This window comes from Bradyrhizobium sp. Ghvi, assembly GCF_900115265.1.
In the GTDB taxonomy this organism is placed as follows: domain Bacteria; phylum Pseudomonadota; class Alphaproteobacteria; order Rhizobiales; family Xanthobacteraceae; genus Bradyrhizobium.
In genome coordinates this window covers 1-16,259 of the sequence record NZ_FOVU01000008.1, presented here as the reverse complement: position 1 = coordinate 16,259, position 16,259 = coordinate 1, and the positions used below count along the sequence as shown (strand labels likewise).

Below are 16,259 nucleotides of genomic sequence, written 5' to 3'. Positions count from 1 at the left end.
GCGGTCCTTACCTCTCCCGCTGGCGGGGGAGGGAGCGCAGCGTCGTTGTAGCGGGGGATCGAACTCATCTCACATCGCTCATTTCAGCTTGCATTTGCTCTCCGGGCGATCGTAGCCGAGCGTGTCGAGCTCGGAGACCTGGTGCAGAAATCCTTCCTGCGGCGACACCGACACCACCATGCGGCCGTCGACGAGCAGGATCGGCTGACGCAACTGCAGATTCCAGTCGCGCAGCGTCAGCCTGGTGCCTTTGAAGGCGGCGACAGAGAAATCCGGACCCTTGATGAAATCCGTGACCTTCTTGACATCGCCGGAATTGGTGCGCGAGGTGGCTTCGCCGATCATGCGGACGGCGGTCCAGGCCTGCATGTCGAGCGCGGTCATGCGGCGCGAGTTCAGCTTCATGAAGCGGTTCTGCATCTGCGTCGCACCCCACTGGTCCTGCGCCGCGTCCCAACTGCGCGGCTCGAGACCGGCGGATCCAGCTACGGGGCGGGCATCCCAGGTGCGGTAGGGCAGATAATCTGCAAACACTTCGCTCTCGTCGGCGGCGACCAGCACATCGTAGGCGGGGGCCTGTTGCGTGAACACCGGGATCTGGCGCTGGATCAGCGTCAAGCCGGAATCGGTGCGGCGCGCACCGCCGGTGTCCTCGAATGTGCGCTCCTGCACGATCTTGGCGCCGAACCGCGTCGCGGCGCGGCGGAGCGCATCGGCGTAGAGCTTGTCCTGGTCGTGCGAGCCGACCACCAGCAGCCAGCGCGACCACTTCTTCCACACCAGATACTGGCCGAGCGCATCCGCCAGCATCGACCGCGTCGGCGCGGAGTGGATCACATTGGCGCGGCAATCGGCCTCGCGCAGCCGCTCATCGATGGCGCCGGCATTGAACAGCAACGTGCCGCGATCGCGCAGGGCATCGGAGACCTTCAGCAGCGCGTCGGCGGGTAGATCGGTGATGATGAAGTCGTTCTTCTCGGCGAGTGCGGTCGCGGTCGGGACCGGGTCCTCGTCCTCCTTGATGCGGTGCTCCTCCAGCGTGAAATGCTGGTTCAGGAATTTTCCTGTTGTGTTGTTGTCCTCGATCGCAAGCTTGGCGCCGGCGACGCCGTCATTCTGGGCCGGCTGCTCGACCAGCGACAGCGTCGATCTGGTGCCGGCGACGCCGAGATAGCCGACGCCGATTTCAATGGAGTCAGCCGCCAGCGCCTGCGTCGTCGCAAGCGCGAGGCCAATCAGGCCGACCAACCACCGGATCATGCTTCCTCCAAAAATCCTCCCCGGCTTGACCGCCGGTGGAGAATTGTTTCTGCTGGAAACATGACCGATTTGGCAAGGCTTGCAACCCCGCATTTCGTCCGCACGCGCGCAAGCGCCGGAATCACGATCGTGCGAGCGCTACTGTGTTTCGCCGGATTGCTGTCGACGGGATCGGCCGCGTTCGCCGATCCGCCGAAACTTGCCGTGTTCGATTTCGAGCTGATCGATACCAGTCTGCCCGGCGAGTTTTACGGTTCGAAGCCGGAAGAGGTGCGGCTTGCGCATATCAGCGAGCAGCTCCGCAAGGAACTGGCCGATTCAGGCAAGTTCCAGGTGCTCGATATCTCGCCGGTGAGGGATGCCGCTCAACACAGCAATTTGCAGGCCTGCGGCGGCTGTGATCTCAAGCTTGCCGGACAATTAGGAGCGGATCTCGAGATCACCGGCCTGGTGCAGAAGGTCTCGAACCTGATCATCAATCTGAACGTCTATCTGCGCGACGTGAAGACCGGCAACATCATCACCGCGGCAAGCGCCGACATGCGCGGCAATACGGACGAATCCTGGTCGCGCACGATGAGTTATCTGATCCGCAATCGCCTGCTCGCGCCGAATTTCGGCAGGCCGTAGTAGGGTATTCTCTCGGCGCGCGCCGCGGCACCCTCTCCCACAAGGGGAGAAGGAAGAAAGCATCGAGCGGCTTCTAGGCCTTCAACCGCTCCGCATGCCAATGCAGGTGATCGCTCATGAAGGTCGAGATGAAATAATAGCTGTGATCGTAGCCCGGCTGCCGCCGCAGCGTCAGCGCGATGTTGGCCTTGCTGCATGCGGCCTGGAGCAATTCGGGCTTGAGCTGCTCCTTCAGGAAATTATCGGCCTCGCCGACATCGATCAGGAAGCCTGAATATTTCGCGCCGTCCTCGATCAGCGCCACCGTATCATGGCTGCGCCAAGTCTCCTTGTTCGACCCGAGATAGCCGGTCAGCGCCTTGATCCCCCATGGCACCTGTGACGGCGCTACGATCGGGGCGAAGGCGCTTGCCGCGCGATAGCGGTGCGGGTTGCGCAATGCCACCGTCAACGCGCCATGGCCGCCCATCGAATGGCCCATGATCGATTGGCGCTTGGCATCGACCGGAAAATGTCCCGCCACAAGTTTGGGCAGTTCATCGGTGACATAGCTCCACATGCGGTAATTGCGCGCGAACGGCTCCTGTGTGGCGTCGACATAGAAGCCGGCGCCGAGACCGAAATCATAGGCATTGTTGGCGTCACCAGGTACGTCGGGCCCACGCGGGCTCGTGTCGGGGGCGACGAAGATCAGGCCGAGCTCGGCGCAGGCTCTGCGGAATTCGCCCTTCTCGGTGACGTTGGCATGCGTGCAGGTGAGTCCGGAGAGGTACCAGACCACGGGCAGTTTGGCGCCGTCGGCATGCGGGGGAACATAGACCGAGAACACCATGTCGGTTCCGGTCGCTTGGCTGGCATGGCGATACACGCCCTGCACGCCGCCATAGGATGTATTGGTGGAGACAGTCTGGATCGTCATGCCTGATAGCTCCGTGGCATCTCACCACATCAAAGATGCAATGCTTGTGTGACCGAAATTTGTGGCGCGCTTTTTAGGCCACGCCGTTGTCGATCGCCAGCCGCACCAGCTCGACCGAAGTCTTCACGCCGAGCTTCTGTCGCATGATCGAGGAGGTGTTGGCGACAGTCTTGTAGGACGATTGCACCAGCCAGGCGATCTCCGACAGGCTCTTTCCCGCGCTGAGCAGCCGCAAGATCTCCATCTCGCGTGCGTTCAGCTTCGATAGCGGGCTCTGCGCCAATGTGGGACCAGCGAAAGCGATGCTGCGCGCGATCGCGCTCGGCAGATAAGTGCCGCCGCCACCGACGGTGCGGATCGCCTCGACGAGGTCGTCGGGGTCGCCGGTCTTCGAAACATAGCCCCTGGCGCCACATTCGATCGCCCGCGCGGCGAAGGCTGGGTCATCATTCATGCTGAACATGATGATGCGGGCCTCCGGCGTGCGCTCGAGGATGCGACGCGCCAGCTCGAAGCCGGAAACGGTCGGCAGGTTGATGTCGATGACACAGAGGTCGGGGCGCTCGACGATGAAGACGCTCTCGCCATCCTCGGCATCGGCGGCTTCCAGAATCTCGATTTCGCCTTCGTCGGCCAGCACGGCACGGCAGCCGGAGGCGACAATGGGATGATCGTCGACGATCAGAATGCGCATAGGCGTTTCCCCGTGACAGCACGCCCCCGCGTTCGAACTTGCCTGTATTCGCGCCGCATGATGCCGAACGAGGAGCCGCGCTCGTCTCACGTCGGGTCATGCAACCCGGCCGGGATTGCTGTACGGTTCCGATTAGATATCGGGCGCTTTGCCTCTGTCAACGCTATCGGACGGGGGCACGCGGTCGTCGGGTAAGGCAGACGAAAGCAATGTGGCAATATCTATCCTTGCGCGGGCGCATCAACCTTCTGCTGGCGCTGCTGCTTGCGCTGGGGCTCGCCGTCAACATCGCCCGCCAGGTTGCGGAGGCCGCTCCCCGCGTGCAGGCCGAGGACCAGAGCGTGATCCGGCTGGCACGCGAGTTCATCGAGATGATCGTTGCCGATCTCAACGAGGCACCGGATCCCGATGCCAGGCTGAACCAGATCGCGCGTGACCTCGATCGCCTCCGCCATGTCAGCATTGCGCTCCGCGACGCCGGCGGGAACCCGCTGACGCCGCCGCGGCCCGAGACCGATGACGACACGCCCGGGCCGCCGGCCTGGTTCGTCAACCTCGTTCATCCCGAGCAGACCGCCGTCAGCGTGTCGGTCTCTGTCCATGGCAAACCAGGCTCGCTGGTGATCACCTCGCATCCCAACGACGAGATCGCCGAGATATGGGACGCGATTCTCACGCAGCTCGAAGTGGGGTCAGTGATTGCCTTGGTGCTGTTCCTGGTCATGATGAACGTCGTCGGCCGGGCGCTCGCGCCGCTTGAATCATTGGCGCAAACCATGGCCGAGATCGAGGACGGCGACTACGACGCCCGCGTCACGCCCGGCGGCGCGCCCGAGCTCGCCGCGATCTGCACGAAACTCAATCATCTCGCGGCAACGCTCGGCGAGGCGGTCGAAGACAAGCGGCGGCTTGCCGAGCGCGCGGTGTCGCTCCAGGACGTCGAGCGCAAGGAGATCGCGCGCGAGCTGCATGACGAATTCGGGCCCTATCTGTTCTCGCTTCGCGCGCATGCCAGCGCGCTGGCGAAGCTCGCCGACGGGCGCGCGTCGAGCGCCGATGCCGTGCGAAAACACGGCAGTGCACTGCTGGAGCAGATCAATGCGCTGCAGCAGTTTACCCGTCGCGTGCTGGAGCGCTTGCGGCCGGTCGGCCTTGCCGAGCTTGGCCTTGGCAAGGCGCTGGAATCGCTGTCGCGGCTGTGGCGGGAATCGCATCCCGATGTGACGATTGAAACATCGATCTCGCCGGCGCTCGGCGTCATGGGAGAGACCGCCGACCTCACCATCTACCGCGTCGTGCAGGAGGCGCTCACCAATGCATTCCGCCACGCCGGTGCCACCGCGATCGTCGTGGTGATCGAGCCGGCGGAGCAGCCCGGTCGCGACGGTCGTTCTTGTGCTCGGGTGCGGGTCAGCGACAACGGTCACGGCATGGAGCCGGGCCAGAAACTCGGCTTCGGTCTCGTCGGCATGCGCGAGCGCATCCTGGCGCTGGGCGGCACGCTCAACGTGGTGTCGGGCGAGCGCGGCGTCACCGTCGAGGCGCTGGTTCCGACCGCGGCGGCCTGATTATACCGATGAGGAAAGTCTCCGATCGGGAAGAATTCCCGATTTGGTCGGGAAAATAGGTGCGGATATTGCCCGACCTTTTGTGGCTAGTGCATCCGTGAGGGCCGGCTACACTTCTGCACGCAATCGGTGAGGTTCAAAACAGCCGCCGCGGGGGGAATGGGAACGGCAGGGGATGGGCGCGCGAAAGCTTTTGATTGTCTCGATGTCGACCGGGCTGGTGCTTTGGACCGACGCGGGCTTGGCCGCGCAGGACGAAGACACCAATGTCCAGAATCTGCCCGCGATCGAGGTGGTGGCGCCGCAGCCGGCTGCGCGGCGCAGCGCGCCGCGAACGGCGGCGCGTATCGTGAATTCCGGCAAACCCAAAAGCCGCATCTACGTCTATCCGACGGCGCCCGGTAATGCGAAGGGCCTCGACGTCGACAAGATTCCCTCGAGCATCAACGCGATCGACGCCGGCCAGATCAAGCGGACCGGCTCGCTGAACGTGACGGATGCGCTGCGTGACAATGTCGCCGGCGTGAACATCACCGAGGTGAGCGGTAATCCGTTCCAGCCGAATGTCGAGTTTCGCGGCTTTGTCGCCTCGCCCATAACAGGGACGCCGCAAGGGCTTGCCGTCTATCAGAATGGCGTGCGCGTCAACGAGGCGTTTACCGACAGCGTCAATTGGGATCTGATCCCGACCGCCGCGATCCGCTCGGTCACGGTGGTGACCAACAATCCGGCCTTCGGCCTCAATGCACTCGGCGGCGCCGTCAATCTGCAAATGAAGGACGGCTTTACCTACCAGGGCGCAGAGATCGACACGATGGGCGGTTCGTTCGGCCGGATCCAGAGCTCGGCGCAGTGGGGCAAGCAGGTCGACACCAACTACGCCGTCTATGCCGCGCTCGAAGGCCTGCACGACAACGGCTTCCGCACCGCCTCGCAAGCGGACGTGCGCCGCTTCTACGGCGATGTCGGCTACAGGGGCGGGGACAGCGAATTCCACGTCAATATGGGGCTCGCCAACAACAATTTCGGCGCCTCCGCCACCGTTCCCGCCGAGTTGCTGCAGCAATATTGGGGTGCGATCTACACCAACCCGCAGACCACCAACAACCGCGTCGGCTACGTCAATCTCACCGGCAAGGTCGAGGCCACGCCAACCTGGACGTTCGAAGGCACCGCCCATGCGCGCGTGTTCGAGCAGCGTGTGGTCGACGGCAACCCCACCAGCGTGCAGGAATGCGCCGCGGTCGGTTTGCTCTGCTTTGGCGACAATACGACGCCGGCGAACGGTCTTAATGGGGCGCAGCTCACCAATCCCTTCCCGTTGGGAACGCTGCTCGGCGAGCTCGACCGAACGACTACGCGATCGACCACGTCGGGCATCTCCGGCCAGGCGACCAACACGGACAGGCTGCTCGATCATGAGAACCGTTTCGTGCTCGGGGCCAGCTTCGATGCCAGCGTCACCCGATTCAACGCCGCGGCCGAGCTTGGGACCATCGGCTCGGACTTCGCCGTCACCGGCAGCGGAATTCTTCTGGGCAAATCCGGCACGCCGACGACCGGGGAAATGGGTCCGGTGTCGCTGCGATCAGTCAATCAATATACCGGCCTCTATGCGCTCGACACCTTTAACGTGACCGATGCCTTCGCCATCACCGGGGGTGGTCGATTCAATCACGCCCGTGTCACGCTGGAGGACCAGCTCGGCATCGATCTCAACGGCGATCACACCTACGACCGCTTCAACCCTGTTGTCGGCGGCACCTACAAGATCACGCCGGAGCTCACCGCCTATGGCGGCTATTCCGAGGCCAACCGCGTGCCGACGCCGCTCGAGCTCGGTTGTGCCGATCCGAACAACCCGTGCCTGATCGCCTCCTTCCTGGTCTCCGATCCGCCGCTGAAGCAGGTGGTGTCAAAGACGGTCGAAGCTGGCCTGCGCGGCATCAGGGAATTGAACATCGGTACGCTCGGCTGGAAGATCGGAGGCTTCCGCGCCACTAATCATGACGACATCATGGGTCTGCCCGTGGCGGGACGTCAGGGATTTGGCTTCTTCCAGAACGTCGGCGCGACGCGCCGGCAGGGCCTCGAGGCCGAGGTCAACCTCAAATCGGAAACGCTTCAGTTCCACGCCAGCTACGCCTTCGTGGATGCGCGTTTTCTCGACGCTCTCGAGCTGTCGTCCAATAGCCCGACCGCCGTGCTCAACGGCGGCATCATCCAGGTCGTGCCCGGCAGCCAGATCCCGGCCGTGCCGCGCCACCGCATCAAGGCCGGTATCGAATATGCCGTGACCGACGCCTGGAAGGTCGGTGGCGAGGCGCTGTGGGTTTCCAGCCAGTATCTCGCCGGCGACGAAGCCAATCTCGAGGCCAAGCTGCCGTCCTACGCCGTGTTCAACCTGCACACGTCGTATCAGGTCAGCAAGAACGTTCAACTCTATGGCAAGGTCGACAACATCTTCGACAACCGCTACGCGACCTACGGCACCTTCTTCGATACGACGGCTGTCCCTAACTTCGCCAACGGCGGCAGCAATTTCACCGACCCGCGCTCGCTGAGCCCGGCAAGGCCGCGAGCGTTCTATGCGGGAATGCGCGTGACGTTCTGAGTGCGCCGGGGCACCTCGAGGCTGCCGATGAAGAGATGGCGCAACCTACTTTTCCAGCGCGTCCTGCCGAAATCGCTCCAGCAGGCCCTCCGTCTTCATTTCACTCAGGACGGCGGCGAGGCGGGGGGCGAGCTCGGCATGCGTCTTGTGCAGATAGGGATAGAGCATGAGCCGGTCTCCAATCGTCAGGAGCGGACGAACGGAAGCGGTTCCTTTGAACTCCGGCGAATGCAGCGCATTTTGAATGACGATATCCATCTCGCAATAATAGTCGATGCGACCGTTCAACAGCATTCTCAGTCCCGCCTGCTCCGTCGAAACGGTGGAGAGACGATCTGCGGAAGTCACAGGTGACAACGCGCGCTGACACAGCTCGACGCCCCTTCGGTGGATTCCGATCCAGTCCGTCGCAGTCAAGTCTTGAAGGCGCGCCAACGTCATCGTGGGATTGCTGACCCAGAGCGCGAATCTCACCTCGCTGACCGGCTCCTCAACCCGGACTTGCTCGGGATGCGTGTCTGCGTAGGAGAAGAGTCGCAAGGTCTGGCCATCCACGGCGCCGGCATCGACCATTGCAGACACCCGCTGTGCCGGCATCAGCTCTACCTCGACTGGAATTCCGAGCCGCCTGAAGGCTTCCTGGTAGACGAGCCGCTGCCATCTGCCTTCGTACGTCGTGTCAGGCTGGTCCGTCACCATCACGAAGGGCCTCAGCGGCTCCGAAGCGGCGGGGCAGGGCGGGATGGAGTGGAATGCGAGCAGGGCCGCGAGCACGAGGTATCGGCAAGCTAAAGTGTGATGATGACGCATCCCAATGTGACCTCGTTCTGGACGATGTTTTCCCATGCCGAGACCCGCATCATCCTGCTGCGAGCACTTCGCGGATCTTTTTCGAGAGGTCGGATTTCCGGTAGGGCTTTCTGAGCAAGGCGATGCCCGGATCGAGATGCCCTTCCCGCACGTCTCGTCGGTGTAACCCGAAGTGTAGAGCACCTTCATGCCGGGCCGGCGTTCGCGCACGATCTCGGCCAGTTCGCGCCCGTTCATTCCGCCCGGCATGATCACGTCCGTGAATAGCAGATCGAACTGGGCGCCCTGTTCGACCAAGGCCAGCGCCGTTTCGGCCTCACTCGCCACGAGAGTTTTGTATCCGAGGTTGCCGAGTTGGGCGATCACATATCCCCGCACCAGCGGATCGTCCTCGACGACGAGAATGGTCTCCCGCCCGCCGAGCGGCGCGACGGGCGGTGCCGAGACGGTATGTTCCGAGGCCAGTCCCTGCGAGCGTGGCAGATAGAGCCTCACGACCGTGCCGCGGCCTTCTTCGCTTTCGATCTTCACCGTCCCGCCGGTCTGCTTGGCGAAGCCGTAGACCATCGAGAGCCCGAGGCCGGTACCGCGGCCAATCCCCTTGGTCGTGAAGAAAGGTTCGAACACGCGGCCGATGATGTCGGCGGGAATCCCGACACCCGTGTCGCGGATCGCAATCGTGGCGAATTCGCCTGGCCCGACCTCCTCGTCGGACGCCGCCGCTTCATCGATCACCACATTGGCGGTCTCGAGCTTGAGCTTGCCGCCGTCGGGCATGGCATCTCTTGCGTTGACCGCAAGATTGACGATCACCGCCGAGAGCTGCGACGGATCGGCGAGGGTAGGCCAGGCGTCCGCTGCCAGCACCGGTTCGATCTCGATGTGCTCGCCCAGCATCGGCTTGAGCAGCTTGCAGGTGTCGAGCACCAGCGCATTGATGTCGACCTGACGCGGCTGTAATGGCTGCCGCCTCGCGAAGGTCAGTAGCTGCGAGGTGATTTCGGCGCCGCGCGCGGCCGCCTGATCGATCAGCTGGGCGATCGCGGCAAGCTGGGGCCGGTCGGCAACGCCGTCCTCGAGAATCTCGATTGTCCCGGTGATGACCGTGAGCACGTTGTTGAAATCGTGGGCCACTCCGCCCGTGAGCTGTCCGATTGCATCCATTTTCTGGGATTGGCGCAATCTCTCCTGAGTCTCGTGCTGCTCCGTCAGATCGGTGCCCGTACCGCGGTAGCCCAGGAAACGTCCGTCGGGAGCGAAGATCGGACGGCCGCTGACGCTGACATGGCGTACCCGGCCGGACAGATCGCGGCGGCTGTACTCGAAATTGCGGAACGGCTCGTGCCGCTCCAGCGTCATCGCATGCTCCCGCCATTTTCGCGGCTCGGTTTCGCTGTCGCTCGCCATCTCGATGCGGCTCTTGCCGACCAGCGAGGCCCGGTCCATCTGGAAGGCATCCAACCGTTCCGAGATATAGGTGAAATGGTGGTCGGGGCCGGTTTCCCAGAACCAGTCCGATGCAGTCTCGGCGTAATCGCGAAAGCGCTGCTCGCTCAACAGCACGTCCTGTTCGGCCTTCTGACGGACCACGAGATCGTGTTGCAGCTGGGCATTGCCCTGCCGCACGTCGCGGTAGGCGCGCTGCAGATTGCCCGACAGCGTGTTGATGGCGTCCGCGACCTTATCGAGTTCGTCGGCCGCAGAGACCGCCCGACGGTTCAGGCGCAGCGGCGGCGGCGGCCGCACAAGATCGTAGCTTTCCACGAATCCAGCAATGGCGATGAGATGACGCGTCACGAAGAGATGGAAGATGTACAGGATGAAGAGGGAGACGATGAAGGTCTTGGCTGCCTGGCTCGCGAGAATGACGAGCGCCCTGTTCAGCAGGTTGCGGTAGACGTTGCTGAGCGTCGCCTCGACATAGAGAATCCCGAGCTGGATCTTCGTACCGCGGACCGTGTAATCGATCGGGTATTGGCGGGCGATGCTCCCGTGCGTGCTGCGGCTGCCGAGGGAGAGGCGAATGGGATCCGGCCGATCGATCACCTCGCTGATCTCGGCGAGGCGAATCTCGGGAAGACGCAGAATTCCGGCAAGTTGAAGCTGAAGCTGGTTCTGATCGAGGGCCCAAAGGCTCTCGCCCAGGCTCGCGAGGTTGCTTCGTCCGATCTCGTCGAGGCGCGTCTCGATCAGGCCGACCTCGTGGTCGTAGTCGAGATAGAGCTGAAGCGCGGTCAGCGTCAGAGTCACGATCGAGCTGAACAGCAGCACGGCGGCGAGCACGCGGAACCCGATCCCACCGCGCAGATTGCCGATGATCGTCGTGAGATGAAATCCGAGCGGAGACGCGAATGGCGCTGCGTTCCCGCTCAAATGCTTGGTCGCAGCGGTCGGAGCAATGGCGCTCCGGCCGCTGGGATCGTCGTCGCCTTTGCCCAAATACCATTTCCCTCTTGAAACATGAGCGGAAACGGCAGCGCGCCGTTCCCGGAACAATCAGGCGTGACGACAACATGAGACTGCGGTACTTCGAACCAGACCCACCGCATCAGGAGCGCAGCGCGGCTAGCACGGGAGCTCACGGGGCGCGCCCGCTACGCGGCGGCGCGGCGCCCAAGGCGAAATTTAAAGGGCTTCCCAGTGGCCAATCGCCGTTGAATGGGCTGCTCGATTCTTCCACCTGCCCGAGCAAAGTCAAGGTTGGGAACCGTCTAGGTGTGAGCCTTGCCGGCCGTAAAACCACGGGGCTCGGCTATCCCTCCTAGCCAATCGGGATTCCGATACCTCTCGGCAGATCGCAGACCTCGGTGAGCCCGGGCATTCAGGGGGCAGGTCGTTGCTCGCGCCGTCCTGATCTCCCAGCGCGCCGGCACAGTCTGCTTTACGGATCTGAAACCATAGAAAATGATCAAAAAATTTTAACGAAACTGTCCGGCGGTTTCCGCGTCGATGTGCCGGAGGATCCGTCTGATGACAGAGGACCGGCTGAAAGAGCGGCAATTCCAGATCGCGCGCTACAAGCATCTGGAACGGGAAGTCACTGATCCACTTGCGGTGAGCCTGCTGCACATCATCATCGAGGACCTCGAAGCCGGCTTGCGACGAGACGCTCCGGATTGGCACGGGGCGCGCGATTAACGCTTTCTTAGTGCTCCTCGTGCGGATGATCGGTCGGGAATACCAGGCGAGGTTGCTCCCATGCTGAAGGACGGTACCTACGCGGCGTGGTACAAGACGCCGTTCGACCAGGGCACCGGCATCGTCCATGTCGCTGACGGCCAGATCTGGGGCCGCGACAGCCTGATGACGTATCACGGCTCCTGCAAGATCGATGGCGATCGCTTCACGGCGACCGTGTCGACGAAGCGTCATACGGAGGGACGCGCCACGGTCTTCGGCGTCTATGATGAACTCACGCTGGACATCGAGGGAACGTGTCCCGGCAAGATCGCGACCTACACGGCGACGTCGGGGCAGGCACGGGGAGTCGTCCTTCAGGGAACGCTCATTCTGACCGAACAGTCGGCGGCGGCACCCGAAGGAACCGGGCAGCTTCCGGCGTTCAATCCCGGCAGGCTTCCAAAGCTGCCGAGACGCCCGCGCTGAGCGCCGGCGGCGTCGTAGCCGGCTGCATCCACTGCTTCGACATGTCGCGCCCGGGAACGGCGCAATTCTGCATCCTCAAATTTCGGTGCCGGCGCTTCTCAAACCGCTTGCGTCCCGTCATTGTGCCGCCGCATCAATCATCCCGGGGCAGCATCAATGTCGGACAAGGTCTCGCGTCGCCAGTTCGCGAAAATCGCGGGGGTGTCGGCAGCAGCAATGACGAGCCCGCTTCAGGTTGCCGATGCCAGGCCGGCGGCGGAGCCGCGCAACGGGGGTAGTTTCCCGACCGGCTTCGTCTGGGGCACGGCGACCTCGTCCTATCAGGTCGAGGGCGCGGTCAACGAGGACGGGCGAGGGGCTTCAATCTGGGACAAGTTCGTCCGCATCCCCGGCAAGATCGAAGACAGCACCACTGGCGACCGCGCCGTCGAGCACTATCATCGCTACAAGGCCGATATCGCACTCATCAAGGAGCTCGGCTGCAAGGCCTATCGCTTCTCGGTGGCGTGGCCGCGGGTTTTTCCGGACGGCGACGGCAAGCCCAATCCGAAGGGACTCGACTTCTACAATCGCCTGGTCGACGAGCTGCTGAAGAACGGTATCGAGCCGTGGCTGACGCTTTATCATTGGGACCTGCCGCAATCGCTTCAGGATCGCTTTGGAGGCTGGCGCTCGACCGAGACCTGCAAGATTTTTGGCGACTATGCGGCCTATATCGCCGAGCACCTGACCGACCGCGTCAAGAACGTATTCACGCTGAACGAGAGCGGCCGCTTCGTCTATTTCGGTTACGGCATCGGCATCGATGCGCCGGGCCTCACATTGCCGCAAGCCGACGTGAACCAAATCAGGCACAACACCGCGCTCGCGCATGGGCTCGCGGTGCAGGCAGTGCGCGCCCATGGCGGCCCCGGCACGCGTGTTGGCCCAGCCGAGAACGTTGATGCCTGCATTCCCGCGATCGACACGCCCGAAAATGTCCGCGCCGCCGAGATCGCGCTACGGGAGCTGAATGCCGGCTATCTCAACGTCATCATGACCGGCCGCTACACCGACGCATTCCTGAAATATGCCGGTGCTGCCGCGCCGAAATGCACCGACGCGGAACTGAAGATCATCTCCTCGCCGGTCGACTTCCTCGGCCTCAATATCTATGCGCCGCAGCACTATATCGTCGCGACCGACCAGGGCGCGGGCTTCATGCCGTTGCCGATCCCGAAATCGTTCCCGCACATGAATTCGGACTGGTTGCGCGTCGGCCCCGAGACGATCTACTGGGTGCCGAAGCTCGCCGCCAAGATATGGAAGACGAATGCGATCTATATCAGCGAGAACGGCGCCTCGGGCGAAGACCAGGTGATGCAAGACGGCAAGGTCTACGACACCGATCGCATCATGTACTTGCGCAACTATCTCGCCCAGCTCCAACGTGCCACCGCCGAGGGCGTGCCGGTGCGCGGCTATTTCCTCTGGAGCCTGATGGACAATTTTGAGTGGGTGTTCGGGCTCAACAAGCGCTTCGGACTCTATCACGTCAATTTTGAAACCCAGGTGCGGACACCGAAACTCAGTGCGAGTTTTTATCGCAACGTGATCGCGACGAACGCGCCGGGGGTGTGACAGGTCGCTTATACAGCGCCATCATAGGTCGTCATGCCCGGGCTTGTCCCGCCTGCGCGGCCGAAACCGCTTCGGCGAGGCGAAGGCCCGGGCATCCACGTTCTTCGGGCCTCGAAGCAAGCCATGGATGGCCGGGACAAGCCCGGCCATGACGATGCGTCAACTTTGGTGCAAGAAGCGGTGGATGCCGCACATTGACTCCACTCTCCCCCTGATTCAAAACCGCCGTCGACAGTCATAACAAGAGGAAACACCCATGACCGACGCGCTGATCATCGATGCCTGCCGCACCCCGCGCGGCATCGGCAAGGCCGGCAAGGGAGCCCTCTCCGGCATTCATCCGCAGCAGTTAGGTGCCGTCGTGCTGCGCGCGCTGGCCGACCGCACGGGCATCAACACGGCAGATGTCGATGATATCGTCTGGGGCTGTAGCGCGCAGGTTGCGACGCAGAGTGGTGATCTCGGCCGTATGTCGGCGCTCGATGCCGGCTATGATGTGCGCGCCAGCGCCGTGACGCTGGATCGCTTCTGCGGCTCCGGCATCACCAGCGTCAACATGGCCGCAAGCTCGATCATGGCGGGCGCGGAAGACCTCGTCATCGCGGGCGGCTGCGAGATGATGTCGATGGAAGGGCGACGCGGCGGCGGTCCGATGATGATGGATTCCGGCAATTTGCGGCTTCGCGCGCGGCATCCGCAGTCGCATCAGGGCGTCTGCGCCGATGCCATCGCGACGCTCGAAGGCATCACGCGGCAGGACGTCGACGCGCTCGGGCTGGAGAGTCAGAAGCGCGCCGCGCAGGCGATTGCCGGCGGGCACTTCAAGAAGAGCCTCGTGCCGGTTCATCGCGAGGACGGCAGCCTCGCGCTCGACCATGAAGAATATCCGCGGCCGCAGACCACGATGGAGGGGCTCGCCGCGCTGAAGCCCGCGTTTCCCGCGGTCGCCGACTATGCGCTGGACGACAAGGGCACGACCTATCGCGGCCTGATTCTGCAGAAATATCCTGATCTCGACATCAATTTCATGCACCACGCGGGCAATTCGTCCGGCGTCGTCGACGGCGCTGCCGCGATCTTGCTGGCGTCACCGTCCTACGCCAAGGCGCATGGCCTCAAGGCCCGCGCCCGCGTGGTCGCGATGGCGAACATGGGGGACTCGCCGACGCTGATGCTGAACGCGCCGGTGCCGGCCACACGCAAGGTTCTGGCGAAGGCGGGGCTCTCCATCGACGACATCGACCTGTTCGAGATCAACGAGGCCTTTGCGGTCGTCGCGGAAAAATATATCCGCGATCTCAAGCTCGACCGCGCCAAGGTGAACGTCAATGGCGGCTCGATCGCGCTCGGCCACCCCATCGGCGCGACCGGCTCGATCCTGATCGGCACCGTGCTCGACGAACTCGAACGGCGCGACCTCAGGCGCGGTCTCGTCACCATGTGCGCCGCCGGCGGCATGGCGCCGGCGGTCATCATCGAGCGCATCTAGAGCGTTTCATTTTTTGATGGAAGCGTATCCGGCATTAACGAAGTAGTTGCTGCATTCGCCGGGCAGAAGGCTTCTGACGAGGTGGCCAATGTGGTCGCAGGCCTCGTCGATCGTGCGTTTCTGTGCGACGCGCATCCAGTGCTTGATCTTGGCGAAGACTTGCTCGATCGGGTTGAGGTCGGGTGAGTACGGCGGCAGGTACCACAGCCTTGCGCCGGCTTTCCGGATCATCTGCCTGACGGTCGGCGACTTGTGGCTACCGAGATTATCCATGACAACGATGTCGCCCGGTTTGAGCGCTTTGACGAGTTGCTGTTCGACATAGGCGCGGAAGCTTTCGCCGTTGATCGGTCCGTCGAATACGCAAGGCGCAGTGAGCTGGTCAGAGCGTAGGGCGCCGAGGAAGGTCAGGGTTCGCCAGTGACCGTGCGGCGCAAAGCCGCGCAACCGCTCGCCCTTGGATCCCCAGCCGCGCAGCGGGGCCATGTTGGTCTTGATCCAGGTCTCGTCGATGAACACCAGGCGGCTTGGATCGAGGCGATCCTGCAAGCTGCGCCAGCGCTGCCGCCGTCGCGCGACGTCGGCGCGGCCTTGCTCAAGGGCGAACAGTGTTTTTTTTGAAGCTGAGACCTTCGCGTCGCAGGAAGGTCCAGACCGCGTGGTGTGAGACTTTCACGCCTCGCGCGGCAAGTTCGTCCTTCAGCCCGTGCAGCGTGAGATGTGGCGTCTGCCTGATCCGCTCCACGATGAACGCTCGATGCGGCTCCAGAACCGGCTTACGGTGACCGCCCATCTTGCCCGGCGCCACCGACCCCGTCGCGCGATAGCGCTGCCGCCACTTCACGACGGACGACACAGCAACATCGAACCGGGCCGCCACAGCATGGCAACTCTCGCCGGATTCCACCGCTTTCACGGCTCGTTCACGAAAATCATTCGAAAGAGGTCGGACCATCCGATGCTGGCCTCCGATCCAGCCAGCATCTTGAATCACAAACCGCCGCCCGACGGAATCCCTCCCGATTCAATCAATCGATGAACCGCTCTAG

The 16,259-nt window shown here is 63.1% G+C and carries 12 protein-coding genes and 1 pseudogene; 7 read left to right on the top strand and 6 right to left on the bottom strand.

Features of this window, described 5'->3' with window-relative positions:
- Positions 1 to 78: 78 nt before the first annotated feature.
- Positions 79 to 1,260: a lanthanide ABC transporter ABC transporter substrate-binding protein PedA1 gene (locus BM374_RS26565; RefSeq protein ID WP_092299081.1), complete on the bottom strand. Its 1,182-nt coding sequence runs from the start codon at positions 1,258 to 1,260 to the stop codon at positions 79 to 81.
- A gap of 60 nt (positions 1,261 to 1,320) precedes the next feature.
- On the opposite strand from BM374_RS26565, the gene BM374_RS26560 reads away from it, so the two are divergent.
- On the top strand, positions 1,321 to 1,890 hold the full coding sequence (locus BM374_RS26560; protein WP_092299078.1) for a DUF3280 domain-containing protein: 570 nt from the start codon (positions 1,321 to 1,323) through the stop codon (positions 1,888 to 1,890).
- Between the two features lie 73 nt (positions 1,891 to 1,963).
- Here BM374_RS26560 and fghA read toward each other — a convergent pair whose 3' ends face one another.
- Both fghA and BM374_RS26550 read right to left on the bottom strand, forming a co-directional pair.
- On the bottom strand, positions 1,964 to 2,809 hold the full coding sequence (gene fghA, locus BM374_RS26555; protein WP_092299075.1) for an S-formylglutathione hydrolase: 846 nt from the start codon (positions 2,807 to 2,809) through the stop codon (positions 1,964 to 1,966).
- 73 nt (positions 2,810 to 2,882) lie between these two features.
- Complete coding sequence (locus BM374_RS26550) at positions 2,883 to 3,503, bottom strand: response regulator (RefSeq protein ID WP_092299072.1); 621 nt, start codon at positions 3,501 to 3,503, stop codon at positions 2,883 to 2,885.
- Between the two features lie 209 nt (positions 3,504 to 3,712).
- Here BM374_RS26550 and BM374_RS26545 point away from each other — a divergent pair, with 209 nt between their 5' ends.
- Positions 3,713 to 5,071 (top strand): histidine kinase, encoded by a 1,359-nt coding sequence (locus BM374_RS26545; protein WP_092299069.1) that lies wholly within the window; start codon positions 3,713 to 3,715, stop codon positions 5,069 to 5,071.
- 175 nt (positions 5,072 to 5,246) lie between these two features.
- On the top strand, positions 5,247 to 7,685 hold the full coding sequence (locus BM374_RS26540) for a TonB-dependent receptor (RefSeq protein ID WP_092299066.1): 2,439 nt from the start codon (positions 5,247 to 5,249) through the stop codon (positions 7,683 to 7,685).
- Between the two features lie 45 nt (positions 7,686 to 7,730).
- On the opposite strand, the gene BM374_RS26535 is transcribed toward BM374_RS26540, so the two are convergent.
- Together BM374_RS26535 and BM374_RS26530 are read right to left on the bottom strand one after the other, a co-directional pair.
- Complete coding sequence (locus BM374_RS26535) at positions 7,731 to 8,387, bottom strand: substrate-binding periplasmic protein (RefSeq protein ID WP_143270245.1); 657 nt, start codon at positions 8,385 to 8,387, stop codon at positions 7,731 to 7,733.
- 157 nt (positions 8,388 to 8,544) lie between these two features.
- Positions 8,545 to 10,934 (bottom strand): annotated as a pseudogene (locus BM374_RS26530) (ATP-binding protein).
- Positions 10,935 to 11,465: 531 nt separating this feature from the next.
- Here BM374_RS26530 and BM374_RS38755 point away from each other — a divergent pair.
- From BM374_RS38755 to BM374_RS26510, 4 genes are all read left to right on the top strand, one after another.
- On the top strand, positions 11,466 to 11,633 hold the full coding sequence (locus tag BM374_RS38755; RefSeq protein WP_177248546.1) for a hypothetical protein: 168 nt from the start codon (positions 11,466 to 11,468) through the stop codon (positions 11,631 to 11,633).
- A gap of 60 nt (positions 11,634 to 11,693) precedes the next feature.
- Positions 11,694 to 12,101, top strand: a complete 408-nt coding sequence (locus BM374_RS26520; RefSeq protein WP_092299056.1) for a hypothetical protein — start codon at positions 11,694 to 11,696, stop codon at positions 12,099 to 12,101.
- A gap of 156 nt (positions 12,102 to 12,257) precedes the next feature.
- Positions 12,258 to 13,721, top strand: coding sequence for a GH1 family beta-glucosidase (locus BM374_RS26515; RefSeq protein WP_092299053.1), 1,464 nt, complete (start codon positions 12,258 to 12,260; stop codon positions 13,719 to 13,721).
- Between the two features lie 256 nt (positions 13,722 to 13,977).
- Positions 13,978 to 15,210 carry an acetyl-CoA C-acetyltransferase gene (locus tag BM374_RS26510; protein ID WP_092299050.1) on the top strand — a complete coding sequence of 411 codons (1,233 nt, stop codon included), beginning with the start codon at positions 13,978 to 13,980 and terminating at the stop codon, positions 15,208 to 15,210.
- A 6-nt stretch (positions 15,211 to 15,216) separates the two neighbouring features.
- Here the strand turns inward: BM374_RS26510 and BM374_RS26505 are convergent.
- A protein-coding gene (locus BM374_RS26505; RefSeq protein ID WP_092299871.1) for an IS630 family transposase occupies positions 15,217 to 16,165 on the bottom strand; the annotation gives its coding sequence in 2 pieces (ribosomal slippage) (positions 15,217 to 15,828 and positions 15,830 to 16,165; 948 coding nt in all).
- Positions 16,166 to 16,259: the final 94 nt, after the last annotated feature.

Excerpts from the sequence above, each read along its gene's own strand:
- BM374_RS26510 (WP_092299050.1), top strand. The coding sequence starts at position 13,978 with ATGACCGACGCGCTGATCATCGATGCCTGCCGCACCCCGCGCGGCATC.
- BM374_RS26515 (WP_092299053.1), top strand. The coding sequence starts at position 12,258 with ATGTCGGACAAGGTCTCGCGTCGCCAGTTCGCGAAAATCGCGGGGGTG.
- fghA (WP_092299075.1), bottom strand. The coding sequence starts at position 2,809 with ATGACGATCCAGACTGTCTCCACCAATACATCCTATGGCGGCGTGCAG.
- BM374_RS26565 (WP_092299081.1), bottom strand. The coding sequence starts at position 1,260 with ATGATCCGGTGGTTGGTCGGCCTGATTGGCCTCGCGCTTGCGACGACG.
- BM374_RS38755 (WP_177248546.1), top strand. The coding sequence starts at position 11,466 with ATGACAGAGGACCGGCTGAAAGAGCGGCAATTCCAGATCGCGCGCTAC.
- BM374_RS26560 (WP_092299078.1), top strand. The coding sequence starts at position 1,321 with ATGACCGATTTGGCAAGGCTTGCAACCCCGCATTTCGTCCGCACGCGC.
- BM374_RS26550 (WP_092299072.1), bottom strand. The coding sequence starts at position 3,503 with ATGCGCATTCTGATCGTCGACGATCATCCCATTGTCGCCTCCGGCTGC.
- BM374_RS26520 (WP_092299056.1), top strand. The coding sequence starts at position 11,694 with ATGCTGAAGGACGGTACCTACGCGGCGTGGTACAAGACGCCGTTCGAC.
- BM374_RS26540 (WP_092299066.1), top strand. The coding sequence starts at position 5,247 with ATGGGCGCGCGAAAGCTTTTGATTGTCTCGATGTCGACCGGGCTGGTG.
- BM374_RS26545 (WP_092299069.1), top strand. The coding sequence starts at position 3,713 with ATGTGGCAATATCTATCCTTGCGCGGGCGCATCAACCTTCTGCTGGCG.